Below are 25,452 nucleotides of genomic sequence, written 5' to 3' on the forward strand. Positions count from 1 at the left end.
GGGCTACCCGGTGACGGCGACATCCGCGGGGCTATCGGCCTCCTGGCCGACGAAGTCGCCCTCCCGCAGGTGCCGCATGCGGGTCTGGAAGCTGCGGGCGAACCCCGGCCAGAACGTGATGTTGCGTCCGTCCGGACCGAGGTAGTAGCTGGCGCACCCGCCGCTGTTCCACGTCGATCCGGCCAGGATGCGATCGGTCTTGTCGATGAATCCCTGCTGCACGTCGGCCCGCACTTCCAGGCTGGCCAGATTGCGCCGGTCCATCAGCTCCAGCGCTGCCATGATGTAGTCCACCTGCGCCTCGATGGTGACCACCTGGGAGGTGTAGATCGCCGAGTTCGGGCCCAAGATCACGTAGAAGTTCGGGAAGCCGGCGACGGTCGTACCCAGATGGGCCGACATCCCGTTGTTCTCCCAGGTCTGGGTCAGGGTCAGACCGTGCCGCCCGCGAATGCGCTTGAAGCCGTCATTGCCGGTGATGTTGAATCCGGTCGCCAGGATGATGACGTCGACTTCGTGCTGCCGGCCGTCGCGGGTCTGGATCCCCGACGCGGTGATCCGCTCGATGGGCTCGGTTTCGACGGTCGAGTTGGGGGCGGCCAGCGCCGGGAAGTAGGTGTTGGAGAAGGTCGGCCGCTTGCACCCGAAGGTGTAGTGCGGCGTCAGTTTGTCCCGCAGCACCGGATCGGCCACCTGTCGGCGCAGATGCCAGCGGCCGACGGCTTCGGCACCCTTGAGCAGCGCCGGACGGTAGATCAGGCCCGGCACCATCATCTCCTGAACCGCGTTCACCGATGCCCGCAATGCACGCAGCAAAACCGGCCAGCGCTCGAACGCCCGCTGCATCCGGGCGCCGACCGGCCGGTCCGGGTGGGGCATGATCCACGTCGCGGTGCGCTGGAACACCACCAGCTCATCGACGACGGGCTGGATCTGCGGGATGAGCTGCACCGCCGAGGCACCGGTTCCGATCACCGCGACCCGCTTGCCGGCCAGGTCGACCGAGTGATCCCACCTCGCCGAATGCAGCACGGTCCCACCGAAATCGGCCATCCCGTCGATGTCGGGAACCGACGGCTGGCTGAACGGTCCGGTGGCCGCCACCAGTGTCGCGGCGGTGCACTCGTAGCCCGATGCGGTGGTGATCCGCCACAGTTGCGCCTCGTCGTCCCACTGCGCGTCGACGACGTCTTCGTTGAACCGAATGCGGTCGAGGATCCCGAACCGGCGCGCGCAGTCCTGCAGGTAATCCTTGATCTCGACCTGCAGCGGGTACAGCCGGCTCCACTGCGGGTTGGGCGCGAACGAGAACGAGTACAGCGCCGACGGGATGTCGCACTGGGCGCCGGGATAGGTGTTGGCGTGCCAGGTGCCGCCGATTCCGGATTCGCGCTCGAGGATCACGAAATCATCGCTGCCGCTTTGCTTGAGTCGGATCGCGGTGGCCAGGCCACCGAATCCGGCGCCGATGATGGCTACCCGGTGATGCTGGTTGGTCATGAGTTGCCTTCGCTGTCAGAGGTTTTCGACTACAGATCCAGGACCAGCTCGCCGCCGCCGGCGCAGCGGGAGACACAGATCATCATCGAGGTGTCCAGCTCCTCGCCCACCAGGACGCGGTCGCGGTGCTCGACCTCACCGTCGAGCACGATGGTCTTGCATGCGCCACAAAACCCTTGCTGGCAGGAGTAGTTCACCATCGGCAGCGCACGCCGGATCGCGGTGAGCGCGGACTCGTCGGGGCCGACCTCGACACTGACCCCGGAGCGGGCCAGCACCGCGGTGAACGGCTTCTCGCCGCGGACGGTGGGCGCGCTGAACCGTTCGCTGTGCAGCGGCGGCCGGTCCGGCAGCCCGGCCAGGTGGTCGCTGATGGCGTCCATCAGGGGCGTGGGGCCGCACAGGTAAACCGTTGCGCGGAAGTCGTCGGCGAACAGGTCGGCGACCTCGGTCACCCCGTGCTCGTCATCGCAGCGCACCCGCAACGTCCCGGTGTGCGCGAGCGATTCCAGCTCATCCAGGAACGGCATGCTGTCGCGGCTGCGGCCCAGGTAGTCCAGCGTCCAGCGGGCGCCGCCGGTGGCCGCCGCCCGGACCATCGGCAGGATGGGAGTGATACCGATACCGCCGGCGATGAAGTGGTATACCGGCTCATCGGTGAGGCGGAATGCGTTGCGTGGACCGCGGATTCGTAACGTGTCGCCTTCTGCGAGTGCGTGCATCTCGACGGAGCCGGCACCATCGGGGATCTTGCGCACCGCGATCCGGTAGGAGCCGCGGTCGGCGGGGTCTCCGGTGAGCGAGTAGTGCCGCTGCCGGCCGGCGGGGGTGAACACGTCGATGTGCGCACCCGGTGTCCATGCGGGCAGCGCGGCGCCGTCGGGGCGGACCAGGGTCAGCATCGCGACATCCGTCGCGGCCGTCTGTACCCGGGCGATCTCGAGCTCGGCGCTGAAGCCGGTGTGACGCACCGGATCCGGGGCGGTGAATCGCATGGCGGCGCGGGGGCTGGTCACGATCTGGCTGTATCGCTTGGCCAGCGCGCCCATGGCCCGCACCGCGGTGCCGGCCCGGTCGATGTCGTTGGTCGGAGCGCCCAGGTAGCTCATGACGCACCGCCCGGTCGGGTCGCCTGCACGGCCGGCGACTGCGCCAGGTAGCGGATTGCCTTGTCGATGTCGCCCATCTGGGAGGGATGGAAGCCCGGCTGCAGGTACAGCCAGGTCTGAGACACCAGGAACCACAGATTGGGCACCAGACCGCGGTGCGCGGCCCGGAAGTAGGCCAGCGGCCACCACAGCTGAAAGCGCCTTCCCCGCCGGGCTTTGCGGTACATCTCGGCCGATGTGGCGAACCACAGCACGGCCAGGCCCAGCGAGGCGATCAGCGCGGTGCGGGCCCGGCGCCAGTAGTTTCCGTCGACGTGGTTGAACGCGTCGAACGCGACATTGCGATGCTCCAACTCTTCGCTGCCGTGCCAGCGAAGCAGGTCGAGCATGGTGGGATCGGTTGCGCGGCGCTCGAATTCGCGGTTGTCGAGCAGCCACTCCCCCACCACCGCGGTGTAGTGCTCGGCGGCGGCGTAGATTCCGAGCCGCTCGGCCAGCCACCGCTCGCCGGCACGGCCGGCAAGTCCGTGGTCGCCGAAGACCTTGTGCACGATGTACTCGATGCGGCGCACCTGCGCGGAGATGTCGATGCCGTTGGCGTCCAGGTAGCGCCGGAAGCCCTCGTGGGTGGCGGCATGGGTGGCCTCCTGCCCGACGAAGCCCACGACCTCCTCGTGCAGACGTTCGTCGTCGATCAGCGGCAGCGCCTGGGCGAACACGTCGGCCATCGCCCGCTCACCTTCGGGCAGCACCAGGTGCATGACGTTCCAGAACTGGGTGGCATAGATGTCGCCCGGGATGTAGTCGAGCGGGTCGGTGTCCCATTCGAACTGCACATGGCGGGCGTTGATCGCCAAGGACTCCTCGTCGTACTCGTGCAACTCGGTGGCGCGTGGCGCGTTCATCGGATGTCCCCTGTCTTCACGGCGGAGCCGGATAGCTCGATGATACAAAGAGATGAAGAATGTATCAATGGCTCGTTGTATCATCAGGTGCATGCCGGCATTCACCGTTGCCAATGGCTCCGCCTCGTCGACCGACGGATCGGTCGACGTCGACGCGGTCCTCGACGCAGCACTCGCGGTCTTCGGTTCGCTCGGCCTGCGTCGCGCCACCGTCGACGACATCGCCAGACAGGCCGGGATCGGTCGCGTCACGATCTACCGCAAGATCGGCGGCAAACAGGACCTGGTGAACGCCGTGCTGGTCCGGGAAATGCAGCGGCTGCTCACCGGGGTGATGGCCGCCGTGGAGGCCGCCGACGGCCCGACCGAACGAATCGCGGTCAGCTTCGCCACCACGGTGACCGCCTTTCGTGACAATGCCCTCTGGCAGCGCCTGCTGACCCTGGAAACCGATTCGGCGTTGCAGCAGATGACGCTCGAAGGGCAGTCGGTGCTGGTTGCCGCGGTCGCGGCGGCGGTGCAGATTCTCTGGCCGGAGCTCGGTGACGCCGCCCCGTCCGCCTTTCAGCTTGCGCGCGCCGAACTGATGGTGCGGATCACCCATTCCGTGCTGCTCACCCCTCATGCGATCGTTGCGCTCGACAACTACGCCGGTTTGCTGGCATTCGCCCGGGTACATCTGGTGCCGATCGCCACCGCCGGCGAGTGAGGATCAGCGGAGACCGGCGGTTTCTTCGAGCCGGCTGACGATCCCCCGAACCGTCGGATTCTTCACCAGCAGGCCGTCCAGGATCGGGTTGGCCACCCCGCGCAGCCAGCTGTACTGCCGCCAACCCAGTGGGGCCACGGTGCTCGCGGCCCGCCGGCGAATCCCGGCGATGATCGACTCCGCGGCCCCTTGCGCCGAGATCCGCCGACTCAGCGGCCAGGGCAACATACCGCCCAGCTCACGCCCGAGATCGTCGTCGTCAAGCACCGCGTGCGTCATCGCGGTATCGACGATCCCGAAGTAGGCGATCTGCACGCTGGCACCGTGTCCGGCCAGTTCCAGACGCAGACTGCGCCCGAGCTGCTCGACGCCGGCCTTGCTGATCATGTACGGCGAGCCGCCCGGCGACGGGGTGAACGCCGCCGCGGACGAGACCACCACCACGTGGCCCCGGTGCTCGATGACCTGCTCGATCGCGGGGGTGACGGTGTTGTAGACGCCGACGAGGTTGATCCCGAGCACCCGATCGAAGTCGTCATCGGGGCGCATCCGCAGCGTCGCCGGTGTCGGGGTCACCCCTGCGTTGGCCACCACGATGTCGAGCCGGCCGAACCGATCGACCGCGGCGGCCACGGCGGCGGCCATCGCGGCGCGGTCCCGCACATCGGCGGCGATTCCGAGCGCACGATCGCCCAGTTGGGCGGCGGCCCGGTCCACGGCGGCACCGTCGACGTCGACCAACACCACCGACGCCCGCTCATCGTGCAGCCGATGGGCTACGGCCAGCCCGATGCCCTGTGCGGCCCCGGTGATCAGGACGACCCGGCCGGCGACGTCCAGGCGGGGCCGGCGGTTGATGACGGACACGAATCACCTCGATCTGAAGAAGCCGTAAACGACAGGAAACAAATGTTTCCTATACTTGCGCCAGAAGTCAACCGCCGCCCCCGCAACTGCTGAGACGATGGAACCCGTGAGCTCATCGACCGCCGACCTGTGGCGCGGCCGGTCCGCGGCCGATCGGGCGGCCGATCGGCGGGAACGACTGCTGGCTGCGGCCCTGGAATCGCTGGGCACGGTCGGCTGCGCGGCCACGACGGTGCGCGGCGTCTGCCGTGGCGCGGGGGTGAGCCTGCGGTACTTCTACGAGAGCTTTCCCGGCCTGGACCCGCTACTGATCGCCGCATACGACCGGGTCGCCGACGAACTGACCGCCGTGGTGCTGCGGGCAATCGCAGCACCGGACCCGCAGACCCGGGTCCGGTCGGCGTTCGCGGCCGCGATGGACTTCATCGAAGCCGACCCGCGCCGCGGCCGCATCTTGTTCCGCGAAACCCTGGCCAGCGATGTACTGCGGGATCACGGCGCCGCCACAGTACCCGGATTCGTGTCGCTGGTCGCGGCAAGCCTCACCGGTGCGGCGCCCGACGGACCGGCCCCGGCCATGCGAACCGCGCGGATCAGCGCACTGTCCGGGGCGCTGGTGGCACTGTTCCTGGACTGGCAATCCGGGACCCTCACCCTAGGAAAAGCGGAACTGGCCGACTACTGCGCCGAGTTGACTGCCGTGATATTCGCCGGCGGTTGATGCAAGCGCTCCTCGAACGACAGCGTTTTCGGGCACGTGTAGTGCGTGTTCCTTGACAGGTGTCAATTTCAGATTGAAGATGGTTGTGATGATCGTCACGACCGTCTCGGCGCGTGTGAAGGAGCCCGATGGCCACCATCAGCACCCCGCATTACCTGCTTGATCAGACCAAGCGCCGATTGACGCCGACGCTGAACAACATCCCCGGCATGGGGGTGATCGAGCGCCGACTGATGGGGGTGAATTGGAAGCAGACGATGCTGGCCGAGCCGCCGCCGGGCAGCGGACTCAAGCCGGTGCTCGGGGATGCCGGTCTGCCGATCATCGGCCACATGATCGAGATGTTCCGCGCCGGACCCGACTATCCGCTGCACCTCTACCGCACCCACGGCCCGGTGTTCTTCGCGGACTCACCGATCATGCCGTCGGTGGTCGCCCTGGGACCGGATGCCACCCAGACGATCTTCGCCAACAAGGACAAGGATTATTCGACGTCGGGCTGGATCGAGGCCATCGGGCCGTTCTTCCCACGGGGGCTGCTGCTGCTGGACTTCGACGAGCACCTGGCGCACAAGCGCATCATGCAGGGCGCGTTCACCCGTCCGCGGATCGCCGAATACGTCAAGGACATGGACCGGGTGGCCAGCTCGATCGTCGCCGACTGGCCGACCGACGACGGCCGGTTCCTGTTCTATCCGGCCGTCAAAGAGCTCACCCTGGACGTGGCGTCGGTGGTGTTCATGGGCCAGGACCTGCGCGACGACCACAAGACGGTCGCGAAGGTGAACCATGCCTTCGAGCGGGCCATCCGGGCCGGCACGGCGACCATCCGGGCAGCGGTACCCCCCTTCAAGTGGTGGCGGGGCCTGCAGGGCCGCAAGGTGCTCGAGGATTACTTCTACACAAGGGTGGCCGAATGCCGTGGGGCGCAAGGCACCGACATGCTCACCGTGCTGTGCCACACCTCCGACGACGACGGCAACACCTTCACCGACACCGACATCGTCAACCACATGATCTTCTTGATGATGGCCGCCCACGACACGACCACCTCGACACTGAGCACCATGACCTATCACCTGGCCGCCAACCCGCAGTGGCAGGAGCGCGCCCGCGCGGAGTCGGCGCGCCTGGGCGACGGGCCGCTGGACATCGAGGCGCTGGAGGGCCTGACGACACTCGACCTGGTGATGAACGAGTCGCTGCGGCTGGTCACCCCGCTGCACATGAACGTTCGCAAGACCGTGCGCGACACCGACCTGCTGGGGCACTACATCCCGGCCGACACCATGGTGGCGACCTGGCCGAGCATGAACCATCGGCTGCCCGAGCTCTACACCGACCCGGAACGCTTCGACCCGGATCGCTTCACCGAGCCGCGCGCCGAACACAAAAAGCACCGCTACGCGTGGGCTCCGTTCGGCGGCGGCGCGCACAAGTGCATCGGTATGACCTACGCACGATTGGAGGTCAAGACCGTGCTGCACCGGCTGCTTCGCCGCTACCGCATGGAATTGGCCCACCCCGGCTACCGGGCGCATTGGGACTACGGCGGCATGCCGATCCCGATGGACGGGATGCCGATCGTGTTGCGCCAGTTGTAGTTCAGCCGGTGACCGGCGGGCCCGCCGTCACCCGTTAGGAGATCACCCATGCCCCACGCCAGCATGCCCGCGCCCCGCGCACTCGCACTGGCCATCGAACCATTCGCCGGGCAGGTGTATTTCTCGCCGGAATGCCACCGCGGCTATGCGGCACTGGGTTTCGGCCCCAGCCCGGGCAAGGCCGGCGAGGTGCAGATGCCCGACGGGCCGGCGTATTTCTGCTCCCGCGGCTCGGTCATGGGCCAGGTGCCCGGCGAGGTGATCGCATCGGCGTTCGGGGTGTTCAATCCGGCCGCCGTGGTACCCGCGGTCACCTACGGCTGGACCCTGACCGATGCGGCCACCATCTGCGCGGCCCGCACCCACGGCGCGGTGGCGCAGTTGCGGCGCATCCTGGGCCCCGCCCCGGACGGAATCGACCGCATCGTGGAGCTGCTGCGGCGGGCCACCGACGGCCTGTCGGTGGCCGGCAAGCCGCTGTTCGCCGGGCTTCTCGCCCAAGGCCTTCCCGGCGACCCGCTGGCCGATGCCTGGCGGCTGGCCGACCAGCTGCGCGAATACCGCGGCGACGTACACGTCAACGCCTGGACCAGCGCCGGTTTCGACGCCGCCGAGATCGGCCTGATCACCGAGCTGTACTGGGGGATACCGCTGCGCAGTTACGTGCGCACCCGGGCCTGGAACGACGACGACTTGGACGCCGCCGAAGCGCGGCTGACCGGGCGGGGCCTGCTGCGCGACGGGGCCTTCACCGATGCCGGGCGGGCGGCACGCGAGGCGATCGAGGTGACCACCGACGAGGGCTGTGCGCCGATCGTCGCCGCGCTCGGTGACGACCTGGGCGAAGTCCTGAGCCGGGTGGGGGGCTGGTCGCAGCAGGTGCAGGCCGGCAGCGGCTATCTGGCGGGTCCGCAGGACCTGGCCGCGCTGGTCAGCACCGGGCTGGGCTGACCCATGCCCGGCCTGTTCAGCCCGCTGACGCTCAAGGGCGTGACGCTACGCAACCGGATCGGCATGTCACCGATGACCATGTACCGGTCGACCGATGGCCAGATGACCGATTTTCACGTGATGTACCTGGGTGCGCGGGCCGCCGGCGGATTCGGGCTGGTGTTCGCCGAGCAGATCGCGATCGCGCCGGAGGGTCGCACCAGCGTGCACTGCGCCGGCCTCTACGACGACGACCAGATCCCCGGCCACGCCCGGGTGACCGCGATGATCCGGGACATGGGCGCGGTGCCGGCGATCCAGCTCGGGCACACCGGACGCTGCGGCAGCGAAGTCAAACCGTGGATCGGCGAGGGCGGGCTGGGCCGGCAATTGGCATCCGATCATCCCGAGGGCTGGCAGGTGGTCGGCCCGTCGGAGGTGCCCTACGGGTTCGGGAAACGCACTCACCCGGTGCACGCGCTCAGCGTCGAGGAGATCGGCCAGGTCCACCGCCAGTACGCCGATGCCGCACGGCGGGCGCATGAAGCCGGATACCAGTGGCTGGAACTGCATTTCGCGCACGGCTACCTCGCGTCGCAGTTCTACTCGCCGCTGGCCAACCACCGCACCGACGCCTACGGCGGCAGCTTGGCCAACCGGGCGCGGTTCTTACTGGAGGCCCTCGATGCGGTGCGCGCGGTCTGGCCCGACGAGCTGCCGCTGACCGCGCGGTTGGGCTGTGACGACTTCAACCCCGACGGCATCCGGTTCGAGGAGTCCCTTCAGGTGCTCGGCTGGCTCAAGGAGCACGGCCTGGATCTGGCGGACCTGTCGATGGGCGGCAACACCGACGACGTCCGCGATCCGTTCTTCCTGCGGCCGGCGGCCTGGGTGGAGCGGGGCGCGCAGGTGCGCCGCGAGATCGGGATCCCGGTCGCGGTGAGCTGGAATCTGGGGGTGCCCGGACTGGCCGATCAGGTGATCCGCGACGACCAGATCGATCTGGTGCTGCTGGGCCGCCCGGCGCTGGCCAATCCGCACTGGCCGGTGTGGGCCGCCCGCGAACTCGGTTCGGACGAGCAGGCCGACGAGTTCGCGTTACTGCCGCCGGACTGGGCCTGGTGGCTGCAGACCTCACGGGTGATCAATCCGAACATCGGCTGGCCGGAGCCTTCGAGCAACGTGTCCGGCTGAATTTCACAATTCACCCCCGGACGCGGGAAATTCATCCGGCCGGCGACACCGATGCCAGAAAGTCCAAAAGCAATTTATTGATCTCCTGCGGGCGTTCCTGCTGCAGCCAATGCCCGGCGCCGTCGATCGTCACTTCACGAAAATCACCGGTGAACATCTTCTGCAAATCCTCGTGCGGCAGATAACCGAGTACCGGGTCGGCACTGCCGGCGACGAAGCGGGCGGGCACCCCGATGGTCTGCGGCACGTCTGCGGTGACCTCCCAGGTGCGGTCGAGTCCGCGGTACCAGTTCAACGCGCCGGTGAATCCGGATCGGGTGAACTCGGTGACGTAGTGCTCGAACTCCGCAGCACTGATCCAATCCGGCAGCCCGCCCGGTTCGGGCAGTCGTTCGACGAAGCCCGCCGGCCCGGGGCTGACCATCCGCAGTATCGCCGCTTGTTCACTCGGCGGTTGCAGCGCGAACATCCGCCGCATGGTGGTGGCCGCGTCGGCACCCAGGTCGGCATCGGCCGGACCGGGCTGCTGAAAGTAGAGCATGTAGAAGAAGTTGTCGCCGAATGTCTTTCGAAACATCTCGGTCGGCGGCCGCGGCCCGCGTGGCTCCGGCGGCACGCTCATCCCGACAATGCCGTGCAACCGGTCGGGATGCAGCTGACCCGACAGCCACACCGGCGCCGCGCCGAAGCCATGCCCCACGAACACGCCGCGCTGCGCACCGACGTCATCGAGCAGCCCGATCAGATCGGCGGCCAGGGTCGGCATGGTGTAGTTGTCGCCGGTGCCCTCCGGGGCACTGGAGCGCCCGCAGCCGCGCTGGTCCGGGGCGAGCACGTGGTAGCCGGCCGCCGCCAGCGCCGGCAGCTGATGCCGCCACGAATACCCGATCTCGGGAAAGCCGTGTGCCAGCACCACCACCGGCGCCCCGCGGTCCCCGGCCTCCCAGGTATGCAGTCGAATTCCGTTCGTCTCGATATCACGTTCGGTTATTATCGCCATAATGGATAACCTAATGCATCGGCGAATGAATTAATAGAATAAATACCTGACCGAAGCGCCCTGAAGGCATGTAAAACACGTTAAGCTAGGGCGATGTTGCACACCCGATTCACCGAAATTTTCGGACTCCGGTATCCGATCATGTCGGCGCCGATGGCGATGCACAGCGGAGCGTCGATCGCCGCGGCCGTCTCGTCAGCCGGCGCGCTCGGTTCGTTCGGCGGGATGAACCCGAGTGGGCCGGAGTGGATCCGGGGCGAGGTCACCGCCGTGCGGGCGGCCACCGACCGCCCGTTCGCCGTCGGCTTCATCACCCCGTTCCTACAGTTCGGCGCACCATTGTTCGAGGCGACGTTGGACACCGCCGTTCCTGTGGTGATGTTCTCCTTCAGCGACCCGCGACCCTGGATCGAGCGGGCGGCGCAGGCCGGTGCGCGCACCATCTGCCAGGTGCAGACCCTCGCCGACGCGGATTTGGCCGCCGAGGCCGGCGCCGACGTCCTGGTTGCGCAGGGCACCGAGGCGGGCGGGCACACCGGGTCGATGAGCCTGCTGCCGTTGCTGTCCGCGGTCGTCGCGCGCCATCCCGACATCCCGGTGCTGGCCGCGGGCGGGATCACCGCGGGGCCGGCACTCGCCGCGGCCTTGACCGCGGGCGCCGACGGGGCGGTGCTCGGGACCGCATTCCTGGCGACCCCGGAGGCTGTCCAGGTGCGCGACGTCCACAAAGACCTGATCGTCGCCTCCGACGGCGGCGATACCGTCCGCACCCGGGCGTTCGACATCGTCAGCGGCCTACCGTGGCCCGAGTCGATCGGAGAGCGCGTGCGCCGCAACCGATTCACTGCCGAATGGGACGAACGCGAGGCCGAACTGACCGAGCGCCGGGAGGAATTCGCCGGCCAAAACCCGTTCCTGGTCGAGGATCCCAACCCCGAGACCGAGCCGATAGCCTACGGGCAGGGCGCCGGCTCGATCGACGCCGTCCGGCCGGCAGCCGAAGTCCTGGAACGGATCTGCGGGGCGGCCGAGCAGGTCCTGCGGTCCAGGGCGCCGGCCCTGCTCGGAACGGACGCGCGCTGACGCCCGGGACCCTGCTGGCCCGCGAGTACGGAATTCCGACGGTGACAAGCGTCGACGGCGCCCGCGGACTGCTGCCCACCGGCACCCGCGTACGGGTGGACGGATCGGTGGGGACGGTGCTGGTCCTCGACGGGTCGCTGACGGCGAGCTAGCCGCGCCGCTCCTGGCTCTGCTCGCGCAGCTCCCGCTTGAGCACCTTGCCGGCGCCCGACAACGGCAGCTGGTCGACGAACTCGACGCTGCGCGGCACCTTGTAATTGGCCAGCCGGGCCCGGACATGGTCGGTCAACTCACCGGCGCCCACCGTTGCTCCGGGCGCGGTGACGACGACGGCGTGCACGGTCTCTCCCCACCGCTCATCCGGCAGCCCGACGACCGCGCAGGCCGCGACCGCTGCGTGGGTGCTCAGCGCGTTCTCCACCTCGGCGGAGTACACGTTCTCGCCGCCGGTGACGATCATGTCCTTGATGCGGTCGACGACGAACAGGAAACCGTCGTCGTCGAGGTAGCCGGCATCCCCGGTGCGGTACCACCCGTCGACGAGCACCGCCGAACTCTCGTCGGGCTTGTTCCAGTACCCGAGCATGATGTTGTCGCCGCGGCCGCAGATCTCCCCGGTCTGCCCGGCGGGCAACACGTTTCCGGAGGCATCGATGATCTGTACCTCGGTGTGCGGCGCCGCCAGACCTGCCGAACCCAGATGCTCCCCGCGGTGGTCCTTGGGCCACAACAGCGTCAGCACCGGCGACGCCTCGGTCATCCCGTAGGCCTGGGTCAGCGCGATATCCGGCAGCAACCGCATCACCCGGTCGAGCAGCCCGCGCGAGATCGGCGAACCACCGTAGAGGATCCGCCGTGCCGAACTCAGGTCGTAATCGCCGAATGACGGGTGATCGACGAGCATCTGAATCATGGTCGGCACCAATAAGATATCCGTGACGCCGTGAGCCTGAACCGCACCGAGCACCGCGTCGGGAGTGAATGCCGGCACCATGACGTGGGTGCCGCCGAGCAGCACCTGCCCGACCCAGGCCGCCAGGTCGGCGAGGTGGAACATCGGCGCGGCGTGCAGGAACACCGACCCTTCACCGAGCAGCTGGCCGGTGGCCACCGTGCCCAGCGCGGAGGTGCACATGTTGCGGTGCGAGAGCATCACGCCCTTGGGGAATCCCGTTGTGCCGCCGGTGTAGAACACCCCGGCCAGGTCGTCGCCCCCGCGCCGGGCATCGGGTATCGGGTCGTTGCCGGCGATCAGGTCCTCGTAGCCGATCATGCCGTCGGGGGTGGCGCCCTCGCCGCAGTAGATCAGCAGGCGCAGGTCGGCGCAGTTGCCCTGCAGCGCCTGCCCGACTTTGCTGAAGGTGTCGTCGACCAACAGGCAGCACGTCGCGGAATCGTTGAGTGCATAGGCGATCTCGACCGGGCTCCAGCGGATGTTGAGCGGGTTGAGCACCGCACCCGCCCACGGCACGGCCAACAGGTACTCGGCATAGCGGTCACTGTTGAGCGACAGGATCGCGACCCGGTCACCGGTGTCGATACCGAGACTCCGCAGTCCGGCGGCCAGTCGGGCGACCCGCTGGCCGTGCTCGGCGAATGTCCGCTGCCGGTCGTGGTAGATGGTGGCGATCTGGTTCGGCTTGGCCTGCAGTGCGCGGTGCAGGCCCTGGGTCAGGTGCATGGCGGTCGTCTTTCGCTGGCGGGACTTACAGGGATCTGGCGATGAGTTCTTTCATCACCTCGTTGGCGCCGGCCAGTACCCGAAGCACCCGGTTGTCGGCGTAGAGGTTGGCGATCGGGTATTCGGCGCAGTAGCCGTAGCCGCCGAACAGTTGCTGGCAGCGGTCGACCACCTCCGAGGTGCGGTCGGTGATCCAGTATTTGGCCATCGACGCGATGGCCGCGTCCAGGCCCCCGCCGCGGTGCTCGGCGATGCACTGATCCAAAAAGCACCGGTTGACCCTCACGATGGTGGCGCATTCGGCGAGTTCGAAGCGGGTGTTCTGCATGGCGAACAGCGGCTTGCCGAACGCGGTGCGGGTCTTGGTGTAGTCCAGGGTCGCGACCAGCGCGGTCTCGCTCATCGCCTGGGCGATGATCGCGGTGATCAGCCGCTCCTGCGGCAGTTGGGCCATCAGCTGGTAGAAGCCCTGCCCCGGCGTCCCGCCGAGGATATTCTCGGCCGGGATCCGCAGCTGGTCGAAGAACAGCTCGGCGGTGTCCTGGCCCTTCTGGCCGACCTTGTGCAGGATCCGGCCGCGCCGGAAACCCGGGGTGTCGTCGTCGACCTCGGCGACCAGCAGCGAGATGCCTTGGGCGCCTTCGCCCTCGCCGGTGCGGGCGGCGATGATCAGCAGTTTGCACAGCCAGCCGTTGGTGATGAACGTCTTGGCGCCCGACACCACGTACTCATCACCGTCCCGGACCGCACGGGTGGCGATCGCCTGTAGGTCCGAGCCGGTTCCCGGCTCGGTCATCGCGATCGAACCCACCCACTCGCCGCTGCACAGCTTGGGCAGCCAGCGGCGCTTCTGCTCATCGCTGGCATAGGCCAGCAGATAGTGCGCGACGATCCCTTCGCTGATCGCGAAGCCCATGCTGGACACCCCGGAACTGACCTGTTCGTGCACCATCACGGCCAGGTGGCCGAAGTCGCCGCCGCCGCCGAACTCCTCCGGGATCGACATCCCGGACAGTCCGAGTTCGCCGGCCCGGCGGTACAGCGCCGGATCGGGGTGCCCCTGCTGCGCGTGCTGGGCCTCGTTCGGCAGGACGTCGCTGGTGAAGTAGCTGCGGGCCAGGTCGGCCACGGCAGCCAGTTCCGAGTCGGGATCGGTCGTTGTTGGCATGGCGCCAATAATGACCCTTTGTTGGCGTATCGTCAACAAGACCTTGTCGCCTTCCGGAAGGAGGCCGGGCCGATGGCCGAGTCGCCACGGTTCCAGCGATTGGAGCCCGCCCTGCGGCGGGAATCCATCCTCGCCGCCGCCACCCGGCTGTTCTCGTCGCTGCCGTACACGCAGGTGTCCACCGCTGCTATCGCCGGTGAAGCCGGCGTGGCGCGAGGCCTGGTCAATCACTACTTCGGCACCAAACGGGCGCTGTACCTGGAGGTCGTGGACGGTGCCGCCACGGTGCCGCCGACCGCGGTGGCCGCCCTGCCCGCCGGCGACCTGGATACCCGGATCGAGTCCGCGGTCGACTGGTTTCTCACCTCACTGAGCGACGCCGGCGGCAGTTGGCTCACGCTGAGCGGGTCCCACAACTTGAGCCGCGACCCGGAACTGGAGCGGATCCTGTCGGCGGCCGAGGACACCTCCGTGGACCGCGTCATCGAGGCCGTCGGGCTCAAGGGCGACTCCGACCCGGAGAAACTGCGGGCCCTGATCCGCCCCTACGGGCAACTCGCGCGCGCCGCGGGCCGGGAATGGCTGCTCAAGGGCACCCTGACCCGGCCCGAGGCGCACCGCCTGCTGACCGAGACGCTGTCGGCGATCGTGCGACGGGTTCATCCGGCGCTGTCAGCCGACGGTCCCGGGGATCGGGTTCCAAACCGAAGTTGACACCTGTAAAGTTCGGCGGTGTGGACCGCATTCGAGGTAAGACCGTTGCCATCACCGGTGCCGCCCGTGGGATCGGACTGGCCACCGCCGCCGCGCTGCTGAAACGTGGCGCCCGCGTCGTCATCGGCGACCGCGATACCAAGGTGCTGGACAAGGCGGTGGCAGACCTGGGCCCGGGCGCTGCGGTCAGCGGTCATCCGCTCGACGTCACCGACCGCGAGTCATTCTCGGTGTTCCTGGACAAGGCTCGTGCCGACGGCGGCGGCCACCTCGACGTCCTGATCAACAACGCCGGCGTCATGCCGGTCGGCCCGTTCCTGGACCAGACGCCGGAGACCATCCACTCGGCGACCGAGGTCAACTTCTACGGTGTGCTCAACGGCTGCCAGCTGGTGCTGCCCGAGATGGTCAAGCGCCGCAGCGGCCACATCATCAACATCGCCTCGATGGCAGGGATCGTGGCGGTGCCGGGCCAAGCGCTCTACGCCGGGACCAAGTTCGCGGTGGTGGGCTTGACCACCGCCCTGGCCGACGAGTTCGCCCCGCAGGGCGTCACGATCAGCGGTGTGCTGCCGACCTTCACCAACACCGAATTGATCTCAGGCACAACGCCGTCGGCGGCGCAGAAACCGGTGGAACCGCAGGACATCGCGGCCGCGGTGGTCAAGGTCCTCGACAAGCCGAAGACTCTGGTGTCGGTACCCGGCTTCGGGCGTCGCACCGCCATCCTGGCGACACTGCTGCCGGACCGGGCTCGCCGCTGGCTCAACAAGAAAGCCGGCAACGACACCGTCTTCCTCACCTTCGACACCACGGCCCGGCAGGCATACGAGGACCGCGCGCAGCACGCCACCGGGATCATCGAGAACGACTGAAAACACCAGTTCGCTCACAGAGGACTCCCAGAGCGCCCGCAGCACCGCTCGTTAATATCGCCTCACGAGATAATCGGATGGCGAAGGGGTGGCACCGAATTGAAGGTGAGATTCGCCCGAGCGGCCGCTGCAGCAGGTTGCATCGCCGCAATCGTGTCATTCGCACCCGTGGCCCATGCCGGCCGATCCGACCCGCATGATCCAGACTTGACCCAGAACTGGTGTCCCGGTGGGCAATGGGGATTCGGGCGCCTGCGCGTCTGCGACGGCGAGAAATATCCCGACGGGTCCTACTGGCATCAGTGGATGGGCGGCAACCGCTGGGTCGGGCCGACATGGAACTACGACTGTGTCGGCGACAGCGGCAATAACATCATGCCCGCACCACCGCCACCGGGCGGCTGTGCGGGGGCCATTCCGACCGACGCGCCGCCGCCACCCGACGCACCGCCGCAACCGGGCCAGCCGCCGCCAGACCAGTCACCACCGGCGCAGCCCTAACTCAGAGCCTGATCCAGGTCGGCGATCAGGTCCTCGGTGCCTTCCAGACCGACCGAGATCCGCACCACCGCGTCGCCGAGGCCGATCGCCGCACGCCCGTCGGGCCCCATCGCCCGGTGGGTGGTGGTCGCCGGGTGGGTGATCAGAGATTTCGTATCGCCCAGGTTGTTGGAGATGTCGATCAGCTTCAGGCTGTCCAGCACCTCGAACGCCCGCTGCTTGGCTGCACTGTCGACGGTGTTGAGCTCGAACGTGATCACGGTGCCGCCGCCGGACATCTGCCGGCGCGCCAGGTCGTACTGCGGATGCGAGGTCAGGAACGGATAGCGCACCCAGCGCACCGCGGGATGCTGCTCGAGGAACTCCGCGATCCGCGCCGCAGAACGGTTGGCGTAGTCAACCCGAACAGACAGGGTCTCAAGACCTTTGAGCAACAGCCAGGCGTTGAACGCACTGAGCGCCGGGCCGGTGTGGCGCATCAGGGTCTGCACCGGGCCGTCGATGAAGTCCTGATCGCCCAGGATCGCTCCGCCCAGCACCCGGCCCTGCCCGTCGAGGTGTTTGGTGCCCGAGTACACCACCACGTCCACCCCGAGCGGAAAGCCCTGCTGCAGCAAAGGGGTGGCGAACACGTTGTCCAGCACCACCTTTGCGCCGGCGGCGTGCGCCAGCTCGGTGACCGCGGCAATGTCCACCAGGGACTGCATCGGGTTGGACGGGGTCTCGAAGAACACCGCTTGGGTGGGGACCGACAGCGCCTGCTCCCACTGCGCCAGGTCTTCGCCGTCGACGAAGACGGTCTCCACTCCCCAGCGGGGCAGGATCTCGTTGCAGACCACGAAACACGACCCGAACAGGCTGCGCGCGGCCACCAACCGGTCACCGGCCCCCAGCAGTGCACCGAGCGCGACGAACACCGCCGCCATACCGCTGGCGGTCGCGAAACACGCCGGGGCACCTTCGATCAGCCGCAGGCGCTCCTCGAACATCGACACCGTCGGGTTGCCGTAACGCGAATAGACGTACCGGTCGATCTCACCGGTGAACGCCTGCTCGGCGGCCGCCGCAGACGAATAGACGTACCCGGAGTTGAGGAACAGCGCCTCGGCGGTCTCGTCGAACTGCGAGCGCAGCAGGCCGCCGCGTACCCCGATGGTGGCCTGGTCGACGCCGGCGGGCAGTGATTTGGGGATGCGGACCGACGGTTCAGCGAGGCTCGACGACTCGGGATCGCTCACGACTGCGTCCAGGGCAGGCCGACGGCCTTCCAGCCGGTGCCGCCGCGGTGGCCGTGCTCGTCCAGGTTGCCCTCGAAGCCGTCCAGCACGTTGTAGGACGGGTTCAGGCCCGCCGCGGTTCCGGTTGCGGCTGCGGGGATGGAGCGGTTCCCGGAACGGCACAGGAACACCGCCGGCCCGGCCGACACCCGGGAGGTCAGCTCGCGCGCGAAGTTCAGGTTGGGACTGCCGTCGGAGTGCACCCACTCGATGCAGATCACCTCGCGGGCCAACTCGGTCAGGTCGGGCAGGCCGACGAACCGCCATTCGGCGTCGGTGCGCACGTCGATCAGCGTCGCGTTCGGGTCGTCGCGCAGAATCGCCCAGGCCTGCTCAGGTGTGATATCTCCGGCATAGCTCACCTGCGGAAGTCTTGCATCCGCAGCGGCCCGCCGCCAGGCCGGGTGTCACGGCCACAGCCTGCCCAGCGCCACCGCGGCCTGCCCGGCCCGCTCTCGTGCGACGGTCACGTCGGGCCCGGTGGCCAGCGCCAACCCCAGCCGCCTGCGGGGGTGGCCCTCGTGATGTCCGAACACCATCACGTCACTTTCGGTCACGTTGAGCGCGTCGGCCAGCGCCGACCGCTCAACCGGTGTGGACTCGCCCGCCTCGGCACCGTCCGGCCGGCGCGAGTAGATCAGCCGGGCGGCGCCGGGCGAGACCAGGATCGCGTCGGTCCGCAGCCCCAGAATCGCGCGGGCCTGAAGTTCAAACCCGGACAATCGTTGGGTGCGCAACGTCAACAGCGCGGCATCGTAGGGGCGCACATTGACCCCGGCGAAGTACACCTCGTCGCCGTGTACCAGCAGGTCGACACCGAACAGCCCGCGCCCGCCAAGCGCCCGCGCCACCCGGGCGGCAATCGACGTGGCGGCGTCCAAGGCCACCGGGCTCATCGGGTGCGGCTGCCAATACTCCACCGTCAGTTGACCATTGGGCTCCTCGACACTGCGGTGTCCGATCGGGGCGCAGAAGTCCAGCGACGGACCTCCTGCCCCGTCGCGGTGCACCGCCAGCAGCGTGACCTCGCTGTCGAACTCCACCACCGTCTCGGCCAGCACCCGCGCCGGCGCCCCACGACCGGCCGCCGCCACCGCGCGCTGCCAGGCCGGCTCGATGTCGCTGTCGCGCACCATCACCGAATGGCCCCCGCCGAGCGAGCCCACCGCCGGCCGGACCGCCATCGGGAATCCGCCGTGCTGGGCCACCGACCGCAGCTCCTCCACCGATTCGGCGAACCAGAACGGCGCGGTGGGCAACCCGAGCTCGTCGGCGGCCAATCGCCGCATGCCCTGGTAGTCGGCCGCCAGTTGAGCGCCCCGTAGCGCGGGCACCAATTCGGTGAACCCGGTGTCGACCACGGCGCTCAGAGCGTCGGTGGCCACCATGTCGGAGGCGACCACCACGAACTTCGGCTGCAGCCACCGGATGGCCGCGGCAAGCTCGTCGTTGTCGCTCAGATCGACCACCAGCGCGCGGTCGGCGATCGCGTGCAGCGGGGCGTCGGAGTAGCGGTCGACGGCGACCACCTCAGCACCCAGGCGCTGCAGCGCGATCACCAGTTCGCGGCTGATGTCCCCGGAGCCCAGCAGCGCCACCCGGGTCCGGCTGGGACCGTCGACAGCGAGCCGCTCGGTCGCCGAGTTATCGCCCTCACCCGTCATCGCCGGACCCTCCCGTGCCAAGGCAATGCTGCATGCTGCTCAACAATAGGTGGGAAAACGGATGGAGGCTCGGCGATGGTCAACGTCACCCTGCTGGGCGCCTTGGTGGCCGCAGTGCTGATCGCCGCCATCGCACGCGACCGCAGGCTGTCCGCGCCGCTGGTGCTGGTGATCACCGGCCTGGCGGTGGGGCTGATACCGGCGATGCCCGAGATCACCCTGCCCCCCGATCTGGTGCTGTTCGTGATCCTGCCGCCGCTGCTGTGGTCGGCCGGCCTGGAGAGCTCCTTCATCAGCATGCGCAACAACAAGCGCCCGATCGTGCTGCTGGCGGTCGTGCTGCCGCTGGCTACCGCTATCGCCGTCGGAGTGGTCGCCTACTACACCGTTGCGGATCTGAGCCTGGCCGCTGCGCTCACCCTGGGTGCGATCGTGGCGCCGCCGGATGCGGTGTCGGCCACCGCGATCGGCCGACGGCTCGGGTTGCCGCGCCGGATCATGACGCTGCTCGGCGGCGAGAGTCTGCTCAACGACGCGACCGCGCTGACCGTCTACAAAGTGGCGCTGGCCGCCGCGATCGGTGCGGCGACGGGCTGGGGCACGGGCCTGCTGACGTTCGCGCTGGCGGCCGCCGGCGGCACCGTGGTGGGGGTGGTGTTCGGGTCGATCATCGTCGTCATCCGCGCCCGGCTGACCGATCCGGTGGTGGAGAGCGCTGTCGGGCTGCTGGCCCCCTTCGTCATCTATCTGGTGGCCGAGGAGATCCACGGCTCCGGCGTGCTCGCGGTGGTGGTCGCCGCGTTGATCCTCGGCCAGCGATTCACCCGCGCCCACTACGCCACCCGATTGCAGGACCAGGCGGTCTGGCGGGCGGTGCAGCTGATGCTGGAGTCGTTCGCGTTCCTGCTGATCGGGCTGCAACTGCCGACGGTGGTGCAGAACATGCACGGGGTGCGATTCGCCAGCCTGATCGTGGCGTCGATGGCGGTGTTCGCGACCGTGCTGGCGGTGCGGGCGGTGGGAGTGATCTTCTTCGCCTACCTTCCCCGGGTGTTGTCTCCGAAGATCCGTCAGCGCGAGAAACCCCCGACGCCCGGACAGGTTCTCGTGCTCGCCTGGGCCGGGATGCGCGGTGTGGTGTCGCTGGCCGCCGCGTTCGGTGTGCCGTTGACGACCCTGGCGGGCGAGCGGTTCCCGGGCCGTCCGCAGCTGGTGTTCCTGACGTTCGTGGTGGTGATCGGTACCCTGCTGCTGCACGGGCTGACGCTGCCGTGGCTGATCCGGCGGTTGGGGGTGAGCACCGATCAGGACCGCGCGGACACGATCGCCGCGACCGGCGCCCAGGACAAGGCGGCCAAGGCCGCCGCCGACCGGCTCGACGAGGTGCTGGCCACGACCGAGCCGTCGCCGGCCAGTGAGCGGGCCGCCGACGCGTTGCGCGCCCTGAACGCACGGCGGCGCAATGCCGCCCGCGAGCGACTGCGGCGTCTGAGTCCCGATCAAGATGACAGCGACGAGACCGCCGACGCGGCGTTTCGCCGGCTCCGGCTGGAGATGCTGACCGCCGAACGGGTGGCGCTGATCGCCGAACGCGACCGCGGACAGATCGATGATTCTGTGCTGCGGGCCGTGCTGCACCGGTTGGACCTGGAAGAGGCGACGCTCAACCTGGACTAGCCTCAGGCGCCTACAGTCGGGGATATGACTGTGCTGACATCGCCGAAAACCTATGCCGGGCTGGCCGCCTTCCAGGCCGCTGACGCGGTGGCCTGCGCAATCCCGGCGCCGTTCATCGCCAAAGCCCTTGACCAGGTGGAGTGTCCGGCACAGGTCCGCAAGGTCTTGCCGTTCGTCAAGGCCGCCTCGGCGATCGGCCTGCTGTCGGCGAGCCGGTTCCCGTTGCTGGCCCGGGTCACCACCGCGGCGTTGACCCTGTACTTCGCGCTCGCGGTGGGCTCGCACATCCGGGTCCGCGACAGCATCGCCAACTCCGCGCCGGCAGCCTTCTTCCTGACCTTGTTCGCGGCGATGACGCTCGCCGGGCCGCCTGCAGCCGACTGACCCCGGTCGGCTCAGAACGCCGTGCTGCCGGACGGCTGCAGCACGAATCCGTGGTCGCCGCTGGTGGTGTCCGAACAGGCGACCAGTTGGTTCGCGCCGACCGCGCACGTCACGTTCAGATACGTCAGCTTCTGACCCACCCCCAGCAGCTTGCCGCCGAACGGCGGGGCGGGCGGGTTGCCGTCGCACCCCCCGTAGAACATCCGGGTCAGCTGGTAGCCGGAATCCGCCGCGTTGACGGCGCCGACGACGCAGTCACCCGCTGCGGGCCGCTCCGAGCCCAGGAACGGAACCTCTTGCATGCCAGGCATTTCCCCCTGGCAGTGCAGGCCCTGGGTGGGTCCGGCCGGCGCCGATTCACCGCCGTAGAAGTTGCACACGGTGTTGTAGGGGGTGGAGAAGTTGACCATCCGGGCGGTGCCCGGCCGAAGGCTCACGAAGTAGTCGTCGACCGGAACCGCACTGAACCCGCTCAGGTCGGGAAACCCCGGTTGCGCACCGGCATTCGCCGGCAGACCACCGGCCATCAGCGCCGCCGCTGCCACAGGTACGGCGAAAACTCTTGCTACCGAACGAATTCCCATCGAAACCTCCTGAGTCAATTGGTGCCGCCGACCGTCACGCCATAGGTTTTGGGGTTGTAGTTCTCCAGGCCACCGGTCCAGGTGCTCACCCGCAGGTGCGCATCCCATCGTCCGGTGTCCGGGTTGTAGTTGAAGTCGGTGACGGTGGGCCCGTAGGTCCAGCCCGGACCGATCTCGTCGGGGATCAGACCGGACACGACATGAGGCTGGGCGCCCAACAGGCCGTCCGGCGTGGCGGCGACGACGGCCTGCACCGGCCCGCCACCGGTGGCGCCGACCACCATCATGCCGCCCTGCGGCATCGCAACGATCTGGCTCTCGCGGTTTCCGTCCATGGCCCCGGTGAACACCCTGGGCTGAGCGGCGTTCGCACTGGCTATCCAATTCGGGTTCTGCGCAACGGGTTCCGACGTCCACATCGCCCGCTGGCCGGTGGGCGTATTCCCGATGACGACCATCTGTCCGGTCGCCTTGTCAAACGCACCGCTGGCCTGCGAGACACCGCTGAGCGTTCCCACGACCTTGCTCGGATTCGCCAGATCCACGATGACGGTGTCCGGCGCGGTGAAGCCCTTGGAGTCGTAGGGAACCATGGCATACAGCCCGTAGTGCTCGCCGTTGGGCCCCAGCGCGGTACCGGTCGGCAGCGGCCGCTCCAGGGGCGCCCCGTTGGCGTCACGACGAACCGGTAGTGGATTGTCGCCGTCGTACACACCGGGAATGTGTATCTGCGGGTACCCGGTGTGGCCGTCTCTGTTGTCACCGTCACCGCCGAGCCGGATTCCGGTGCCCGGGATGGTGGCGCCGAGGTCGTCGTGCTTCTGTTCGGGGGTGCCGTCGACTTTGCCGGCGGCGTCGTCGATCTGCGGATCGGGCTTGTCGCCGTCGATGTTCAACGGTGCCTGCGGCACCTCGCCACCGATCGAGTAGCGCGAGGTCAGTGCGTTCACCTTCGCCGTGCGTTGCCTGCTGTCGGCGGCGGCATCGGAGACCACCTGGTGGATCTCGCGGGTCTTGCCGACCAGATAGGTCTGGAACTGGCGGGCACCGCTGGGGGTGTCCAGGCCCGGCCAGGTGGCGGCACGCTGGCGGATCTCGGCCTCGATGACGTCCAGACGGTTCCTGGCCGCCAGGTTGTGCTGGTGGGCGCCGCGCACGAGCTCTTCGAAGGACTGATCCAGCTTGATCGAGGACGCCAGCCGCGCCGCCAACTGCTGTTCGCGTGCCCGCGCGGCGTCGGCGAAGGCACCTCGCTCGTCGGCCATGTCAAAAAGGGTACCGAGGTCGACGTCGTCGGGCAGGCCGAAGCGACGCGGCTACGGCTGCCCCGGCAGCAGCTTCACCATCAGCCCCTGCGCCTCGGCCAGCACTGTGCCGTCGGTGTCGGTGAGCTGGGCGCCGATGAACGCCTTGCGGCCCTCGGCACGATCCACCCGGCCGTGCACCAGCAGCGGGGTGTCGATCGGCGTGACCTTGCGGTAGTCGACATGCAGAAACGCCGTCCGGCTGATCGGCCGGTTCGCGGCGTGCACCACCATCCCGAACATCCAGTCGAACAACAGCGGCAGCACCCCACCGTGTACCGCGTTGTTGCCGCCCACATGGAACCGGCTGAAATGCCCCGTCATCGAGACCCCGTCGGCCTCGAAGCGGGTGATCTTCCACGGCGGCAGCAGCAGGCTGCCCATGCCCGGCAGTGACGGCGCCCTCCCGGCCGGGGCGACGGCCTGGGACGCCGGATACTTCTCCAGCAGCGTCACCAGCGCCTCGGCACGGTCAGCGGCGTCGTCCCAGACGGCGTCGTCAGGTGCGGTGGACACCGCCAGATCCTGCAGGCGGCGCATGGTGGCGACGAACCGTCCGAAGCCCGCACTCGGGTCGACGACGGCGAAATCCGGGAACCCACCCTGGCTGGCGTAATCCTGATCGGATTCGGCGCTCTCGCTCACGCGCGGTCTCGAACGACATCACGGCGCACGATGGTCTGCTCCCGGCCGGGGCCTACCCCGATGCACGAAACCTGCGCTCCGGCAATTTCTTCCACCCGTGACACGTAGTCGCGCGCGTTGGCCGGCAGATCTTCGAAGGTGCGCGCGTTAGAGATGTCCTCCCACCAGCCGGGCAGCTCTTCGTAGACCGGTTCGGCGCGGGCGAATTCTTCCTGGGTCATCGGCAGCTCGTCGGTGCGCTTGCCGTCGATGGTGTAGCCGACGCAGACCGGCACGGTCTCCAGAGAGGACAACACATCCAGCTTGGTCAGGAAGTAGTCGGTGATGCCGTTGACCCGGGTGGCGTAGCGGGCGATCACCGCGTCGAACCATCCGCAGCGCCGCTGACGCCCGGTGGTCACGCCCACCTCGCCGCCGGTCTTGGACAGGTACTCGCCGGAGGCGTCGAACAGCTCGGTAGGGAACGGCCCCGAGCCCACCCGGGTGGTGTAGGCCTTCAGGATGCCCAGCACCGTGGTGATGCGAGTGGGTCCGACCCCGGAGCCCACGGCGGCACCGCCCGCGGTCGGGTTGCTCGAGGTGACATAGGGGTAGGTGCCGTGGTCGACATCGAGCAGAGTGCCCTGCGAGCCTTCCAGCAGCACGTTCTCGCCGCGGTCCAGAGCGGCGCCCAACACCAGCGCGGTGTCGGCGATGCGGTGCTTGAAGCCCTCGGCCTGCGCCAGCAGATCCTCGACGATCTGTGCGGGATCCAGCGCCTTGCGGTTGTAGATCTTGACCAGCACCTGATTCTTGAACTCGCACGCGGCCTCGATCTTCTGCGCCAGTGACTCTTGATCGAGCACGTCGGCCACCCGGATCCCGATCCGGGCGATCTTGTCCTGGTAGCAGGGCCCGATGCCACGGCCGGTGGTGCCGATCTTCTTGCTGCCCATGTAGCGCTCGGTCACCTTGTCGATGGCCACGTGATAGGGCATCAGCAGGTGGGCATCGGCGGAGATCAGCAGCCTCGAGGTGTCCACGCCGCGGTTCTCCAAGCCTGCCAGCTCGTCGAGGAGCACGCCGGGGTCCACCACCACACCGTTGCCGATGATGTTGGTGACATGCGGCGACAGCACCCCGGACGGGATGAGGTGCAGCGCGAAGTTCTCCCCGGTGGGCAGTACGACGGTGTGGCCGGCGTTGTTGCCGCCCTGATAGCGCACCACCCACTGAACTCGTTCGCCGAGTAGGTCGGTGGCTTTTCCTTTGCCCTCGTCGCCCCACTGGGCGCCGATGACGACGATTGCCGGCATGGAATTCTCGCTAACTGTCTTGGCTTACTGTGGTCCAGCCGGTGACTGAGCCTATCCCAAG

General features: G+C 68.2%; 25 protein-coding genes. 11 read left to right on the forward strand and 14 right to left on the reverse strand.

Annotated features, from left to right (window positions below):
* Window positions 1-3: 3 nt before the first annotated feature.
* The 3 genes from K6T84_RS06265 to K6T84_RS06275 are packed head-to-tail and all read right to left on the reverse strand — an operon-like array spanning window position 4 to window position 3,514.
* Window positions 4-1,500, reverse strand: coding sequence for a flavin-containing monooxygenase (locus tag K6T84_RS06265; RefSeq protein WP_225401241.1), 1,497 nt, complete (start codon window positions 1,498-1,500; stop codon window positions 4-6).
* A 29-nt stretch (window positions 1,501-1,529) separates the two neighbouring features.
* Complete coding sequence (locus tag K6T84_RS06270; RefSeq protein WP_225401240.1) at window positions 1,530-2,609, reverse strand: PDR/VanB family oxidoreductase; 1,080 nt, start codon at window positions 2,607-2,609, stop codon at window positions 1,530-1,532.
* Entirely contained in the window at window positions 2,606-3,514 is a 909-nt protein-coding gene (locus K6T84_RS06275) for a metal-dependent hydrolase (RefSeq protein ID WP_225401239.1), read from the reverse strand. The genes K6T84_RS06270 and K6T84_RS06275 overlap by 4 nt, the downstream gene beginning before the upstream one ends.
* A 91-nt stretch (window positions 3,515-3,605) precedes the next feature.
* Here K6T84_RS06275 and K6T84_RS06280 point away from each other — a divergent pair, with 91 nt between their 5' ends.
* Entirely contained in the window at window positions 3,606-4,223 is a 618-nt protein-coding gene (locus K6T84_RS06280; RefSeq protein WP_225401238.1) for a TetR/AcrR family transcriptional regulator, read from the forward strand.
* Between the two features lie 3 nt (window positions 4,224-4,226).
* Here K6T84_RS06280 and K6T84_RS06285 read toward each other — a convergent pair whose 3' ends face one another.
* Entirely contained in the window at window positions 4,227-5,090 is an 864-nt protein-coding gene (locus K6T84_RS06285) for a short-chain dehydrogenase/reductase (RefSeq protein ID WP_224864208.1), read from the reverse strand.
* 106 nt (window positions 5,091-5,196) lie between these two features.
* On the opposite strand from K6T84_RS06285, the gene K6T84_RS06290 reads away from it, so the two are divergent.
* The 4 genes from K6T84_RS06290 to K6T84_RS06305 all read left to right on the forward strand — a co-directional run bounded on the left by K6T84_RS06290 (window position 5,197) and on the right by K6T84_RS06305 (window position 9,539).
* Window positions 5,197-5,811 carry a TetR/AcrR family transcriptional regulator gene (locus K6T84_RS06290; protein ID WP_224864207.1) on the forward strand — a complete coding sequence of 205 codons (615 nt, stop codon included), beginning with the start codon at window positions 5,197-5,199 and terminating at the stop codon, window positions 5,809-5,811.
* 128 nt (window positions 5,812-5,939) lie between these two features.
* Entirely contained in the window at window positions 5,940-7,415 is a 1,476-nt protein-coding gene (locus K6T84_RS06295) for a cytochrome P450 (RefSeq protein ID WP_225401237.1), read from the forward strand.
* 48 nt (window positions 7,416-7,463) lie between these two features.
* The gene (locus tag K6T84_RS06300) at window positions 7,464-8,366 is read left to right on the forward strand and encodes an SCO6745 family protein (RefSeq protein WP_225401236.1); all 903 of its coding nucleotides are present in this window, start codon (window positions 7,464-7,466) and stop codon (window positions 8,364-8,366) included.
* A 3-nt stretch (window positions 8,367-8,369) separates the two neighbouring features.
* Window positions 8,370-9,539, forward strand: coding sequence for an NADH:flavin oxidoreductase/NADH oxidase (locus K6T84_RS06305; protein WP_224864204.1), 1,170 nt, complete (start codon window positions 8,370-8,372; stop codon window positions 9,537-9,539).
* Window positions 9,540-9,570: 31 nt separating this feature from the next.
* On the opposite strand, the gene K6T84_RS06310 is transcribed toward K6T84_RS06305, so the two are convergent.
* The gene (locus tag K6T84_RS06310; RefSeq protein ID WP_225401235.1) at window positions 9,571-10,539 is read right to left on the reverse strand and encodes an alpha/beta fold hydrolase; all 969 of its coding nucleotides are present in this window, start codon (window positions 10,537-10,539) and stop codon (window positions 9,571-9,573) included.
* Window positions 10,540-10,632: 93 nt separating this feature from the next.
* Between K6T84_RS06310 and K6T84_RS06315 the strand changes: the two genes are divergently transcribed.
* Complete coding sequence (locus tag K6T84_RS06315) at window positions 10,633-11,622, forward strand: NAD(P)H-dependent flavin oxidoreductase (protein ID WP_225401234.1); 990 nt, start codon at window positions 10,633-10,635, stop codon at window positions 11,620-11,622.
* A gap of 148 nt (window positions 11,623-11,770) precedes the next feature.
* Here K6T84_RS06315 and K6T84_RS06320 read toward each other — a convergent pair whose 3' ends face one another.
* Both K6T84_RS06320 and K6T84_RS06325 read right to left on the reverse strand, forming a co-directional pair.
* Window positions 11,771-13,303: an acyl-CoA synthetase gene (locus K6T84_RS06320; RefSeq protein WP_225401233.1), complete on the reverse strand. Its 1,533-nt coding sequence runs from the start codon at window positions 13,301-13,303 to the stop codon at window positions 11,771-11,773.
* A 25-nt stretch (window positions 13,304-13,328) separates the two neighbouring features.
* Window positions 13,329-14,471 carry an acyl-CoA dehydrogenase family protein gene (locus K6T84_RS06325; RefSeq protein WP_225401232.1) on the reverse strand — a complete coding sequence of 381 codons (1,143 nt, stop codon included), beginning with the start codon at window positions 14,469-14,471 and terminating at the stop codon, window positions 13,329-13,331.
* 72 nt (window positions 14,472-14,543) lie between these two features.
* Here K6T84_RS06325 and K6T84_RS06330 point away from each other — a divergent pair, with 72 nt between their 5' ends.
* From K6T84_RS06330 to K6T84_RS06340, 3 genes are all read left to right on the forward strand, one after another.
* Window positions 14,544-15,185 (forward strand): TetR/AcrR family transcriptional regulator, encoded by a 642-nt coding sequence (locus tag K6T84_RS06330; protein ID WP_224864199.1) that lies wholly within the window; start codon window positions 14,544-14,546, stop codon window positions 15,183-15,185.
* 20 nt (window positions 15,186-15,205) lie between these two features.
* On the forward strand, window positions 15,206-16,060 hold the full coding sequence (locus K6T84_RS06335; protein ID WP_225401231.1) for an SDR family oxidoreductase: 855 nt from the start codon (window positions 15,206-15,208) through the stop codon (window positions 16,058-16,060).
* A gap of 207 nt (window positions 16,061-16,267) precedes the next feature.
* On the forward strand, window positions 16,268-16,561 hold the full coding sequence (locus tag K6T84_RS06340; RefSeq protein WP_408066060.1) for a hypothetical protein: 294 nt from the start codon (window positions 16,268-16,270) through the stop codon (window positions 16,559-16,561).
* Here the strand turns inward: K6T84_RS06340 and K6T84_RS06345 are convergent.
* The 3 genes from K6T84_RS06345 to purT are packed head-to-tail and all read right to left on the reverse strand — an operon-like array spanning window position 16,558 to window position 19,502.
* Window positions 16,558-17,799, reverse strand: a complete 1,242-nt coding sequence (locus K6T84_RS06345; protein WP_224864197.1) for an O-succinylhomoserine sulfhydrylase — start codon at window positions 17,797-17,799, stop codon at window positions 16,558-16,560. The genes K6T84_RS06340 and K6T84_RS06345 overlap by 4 nt on opposite strands.
* A complete protein-coding gene (locus K6T84_RS06350; RefSeq protein WP_224864196.1) occupies window positions 17,796-18,200 on the reverse strand; it encodes a rhodanese-like domain-containing protein in 405 nt (134 codons plus the stop codon). Before K6T84_RS06350 ends, K6T84_RS06345 begins: the two co-directional genes overlap by 4 nt.
* A 45-nt stretch (window positions 18,201-18,245) precedes the next feature.
* Window positions 18,246-19,502, reverse strand: coding sequence for a formate-dependent phosphoribosylglycinamide formyltransferase (gene purT, locus K6T84_RS06355; RefSeq protein ID WP_225401230.1), 1,257 nt, complete (start codon window positions 19,500-19,502; stop codon window positions 18,246-18,248).
* 75 nt (window positions 19,503-19,577) lie between these two features.
* On the opposite strand from purT, the gene K6T84_RS06360 reads away from it, so the two are divergent.
* On the forward strand, window positions 19,578-21,179 hold the full coding sequence (locus K6T84_RS06360) for a Na+/H+ antiporter (RefSeq protein ID WP_225401229.1): 1,602 nt from the start codon (window positions 19,578-19,580) through the stop codon (window positions 21,177-21,179).
* A 24-nt stretch (window positions 21,180-21,203) separates the two neighbouring features.
* Entirely contained in the window at window positions 21,204-21,563 is a 360-nt protein-coding gene (locus tag K6T84_RS06365; protein WP_225401228.1) for a DoxX family protein, read from the forward strand.
* Between the two features lie 11 nt (window positions 21,564-21,574).
* On the opposite strand, the gene K6T84_RS06370 is transcribed toward K6T84_RS06365, so the two are convergent.
* Genes K6T84_RS06370 through K6T84_RS06385 form a run of 4 tightly spaced genes read right to left on the reverse strand, consistent with a single transcriptional unit; the run spans window position 21,575 to window position 25,391 of the window.
* A complete protein-coding gene (locus K6T84_RS06370) occupies window positions 21,575-22,147 on the reverse strand; it encodes a hypothetical protein (protein ID WP_408066061.1) in 573 nt (190 codons plus the stop codon).
* A gap of 14 nt (window positions 22,148-22,161) precedes the next feature.
* Window positions 22,162-23,412, reverse strand: a complete 1,251-nt coding sequence (locus K6T84_RS06375; RefSeq protein WP_225401227.1) for a DUF4226 domain-containing protein — start codon at window positions 23,410-23,412, stop codon at window positions 22,162-22,164.
* A 51-nt stretch (window positions 23,413-23,463) separates the two neighbouring features.
* Window positions 23,464-24,096, reverse strand: coding sequence for a PaaI family thioesterase (locus K6T84_RS06380; RefSeq protein WP_224864192.1), 633 nt, complete (start codon window positions 24,094-24,096; stop codon window positions 23,464-23,466).
* A complete protein-coding gene (locus tag K6T84_RS06385) occupies window positions 24,093-25,391 on the reverse strand; it encodes an adenylosuccinate synthase (protein ID WP_224864191.1) in 1,299 nt (432 codons plus the stop codon). The genes K6T84_RS06380 and K6T84_RS06385 overlap by 4 nt, the downstream gene beginning before the upstream one ends.
* Window positions 25,392-25,452 lie beyond the last annotated feature (61 nt).

It is taken from the genome of Mycobacterium zoologicum, assembly GCF_020181635.2.
GTDB lineage: Bacteria > Actinomycetota > Actinomycetes > Mycobacteriales > Mycobacteriaceae > Mycobacterium > Mycobacterium zoologicum.

What these genes read in the sequence shown, in the direction of transcription:
- K6T84_RS06270 (WP_225401240.1), bottom strand. Translation starts at nt 2,609, where the DNA reads ATGAGCTACCTGGGCGCTCCGACCAACGACATCGACCGGGCCGGCACC.
- K6T84_RS06370 (WP_408066061.1), bottom strand. Translation starts at nt 22,147, where the DNA reads ATGGGAATTCGTTCGGTAGCAAGAGTTTTCGCCGTACCTGTGGCAGCG.
- K6T84_RS06375 (WP_225401227.1), bottom strand. Translation starts at nt 23,412, where the DNA reads ATGGCCGACGAGCGAGGTGCCTTCGCCGACGCCGCGCGGGCACGCGAA.
- K6T84_RS06385 (WP_224864191.1), bottom strand. Translation starts at nt 25,391, where the DNA reads ATGCCGGCAATCGTCGTCATCGGCGCCCAGTGGGGCGACGAGGGCAAA.
- K6T84_RS06315 (WP_225401234.1), top strand. Translation starts at nt 10,633, where the DNA reads ATGTTGCACACCCGATTCACCGAAATTTTCGGACTCCGGTATCCGATC.
- K6T84_RS06295 (WP_225401237.1), top strand. Translation starts at nt 5,940, where the DNA reads ATGGCCACCATCAGCACCCCGCATTACCTGCTTGATCAGACCAAGCGC.
- K6T84_RS06325 (WP_225401232.1), bottom strand. Translation starts at nt 14,471, where the DNA reads ATGCCAACAACGACCGATCCCGACTCGGAACTGGCTGCCGTGGCCGAC.
- K6T84_RS06280 (WP_225401238.1), top strand. Translation starts at nt 3,606, where the DNA reads ATGCCGGCATTCACCGTTGCCAATGGCTCCGCCTCGTCGACCGACGGA.
- K6T84_RS06300 (WP_225401236.1), top strand. Translation starts at nt 7,464, where the DNA reads ATGCCCCACGCCAGCATGCCCGCGCCCCGCGCACTCGCACTGGCCATC.
- K6T84_RS06365 (WP_225401228.1), top strand. Translation starts at nt 21,204, where the DNA reads ATGACTGTGCTGACATCGCCGAAAACCTATGCCGGGCTGGCCGCCTTC.
- K6T84_RS06310 (WP_225401235.1), bottom strand. Translation starts at nt 10,539, where the DNA reads ATGGCGATAATAACCGAACGTGATATCGAGACGAACGGAATTCGACTG.
- K6T84_RS06275 (WP_225401239.1), bottom strand. Translation starts at nt 3,514, where the DNA reads ATGAACGCGCCACGCGCCACCGAGTTGCACGAGTACGACGAGGAGTCC.
- K6T84_RS06330 (WP_224864199.1), top strand. Translation starts at nt 14,544, where the DNA reads ATGGCCGAGTCGCCACGGTTCCAGCGATTGGAGCCCGCCCTGCGGCGG.
- K6T84_RS06360 (WP_225401229.1), top strand. Translation starts at nt 19,578, where the DNA reads ATGGTCAACGTCACCCTGCTGGGCGCCTTGGTGGCCGCAGTGCTGATC.
- K6T84_RS06265 (WP_225401241.1), bottom strand. Translation starts at nt 1,500, where the DNA reads ATGACCAACCAGCATCACCGGGTAGCCATCATCGGCGCCGGATTCGGT.
- K6T84_RS06305 (WP_224864204.1), top strand. Translation starts at nt 8,370, where the DNA reads ATGCCCGGCCTGTTCAGCCCGCTGACGCTCAAGGGCGTGACGCTACGC.
- K6T84_RS06320 (WP_225401233.1), bottom strand. Translation starts at nt 13,303, where the DNA reads ATGCACCTGACCCAGGGCCTGCACCGCGCACTGCAGGCCAAGCCGAAC.
- purT (WP_225401230.1), bottom strand. Translation starts at nt 19,502, where the DNA reads ATGACGGGTGAGGGCGATAACTCGGCGACCGAGCGGCTCGCTGTCGAC.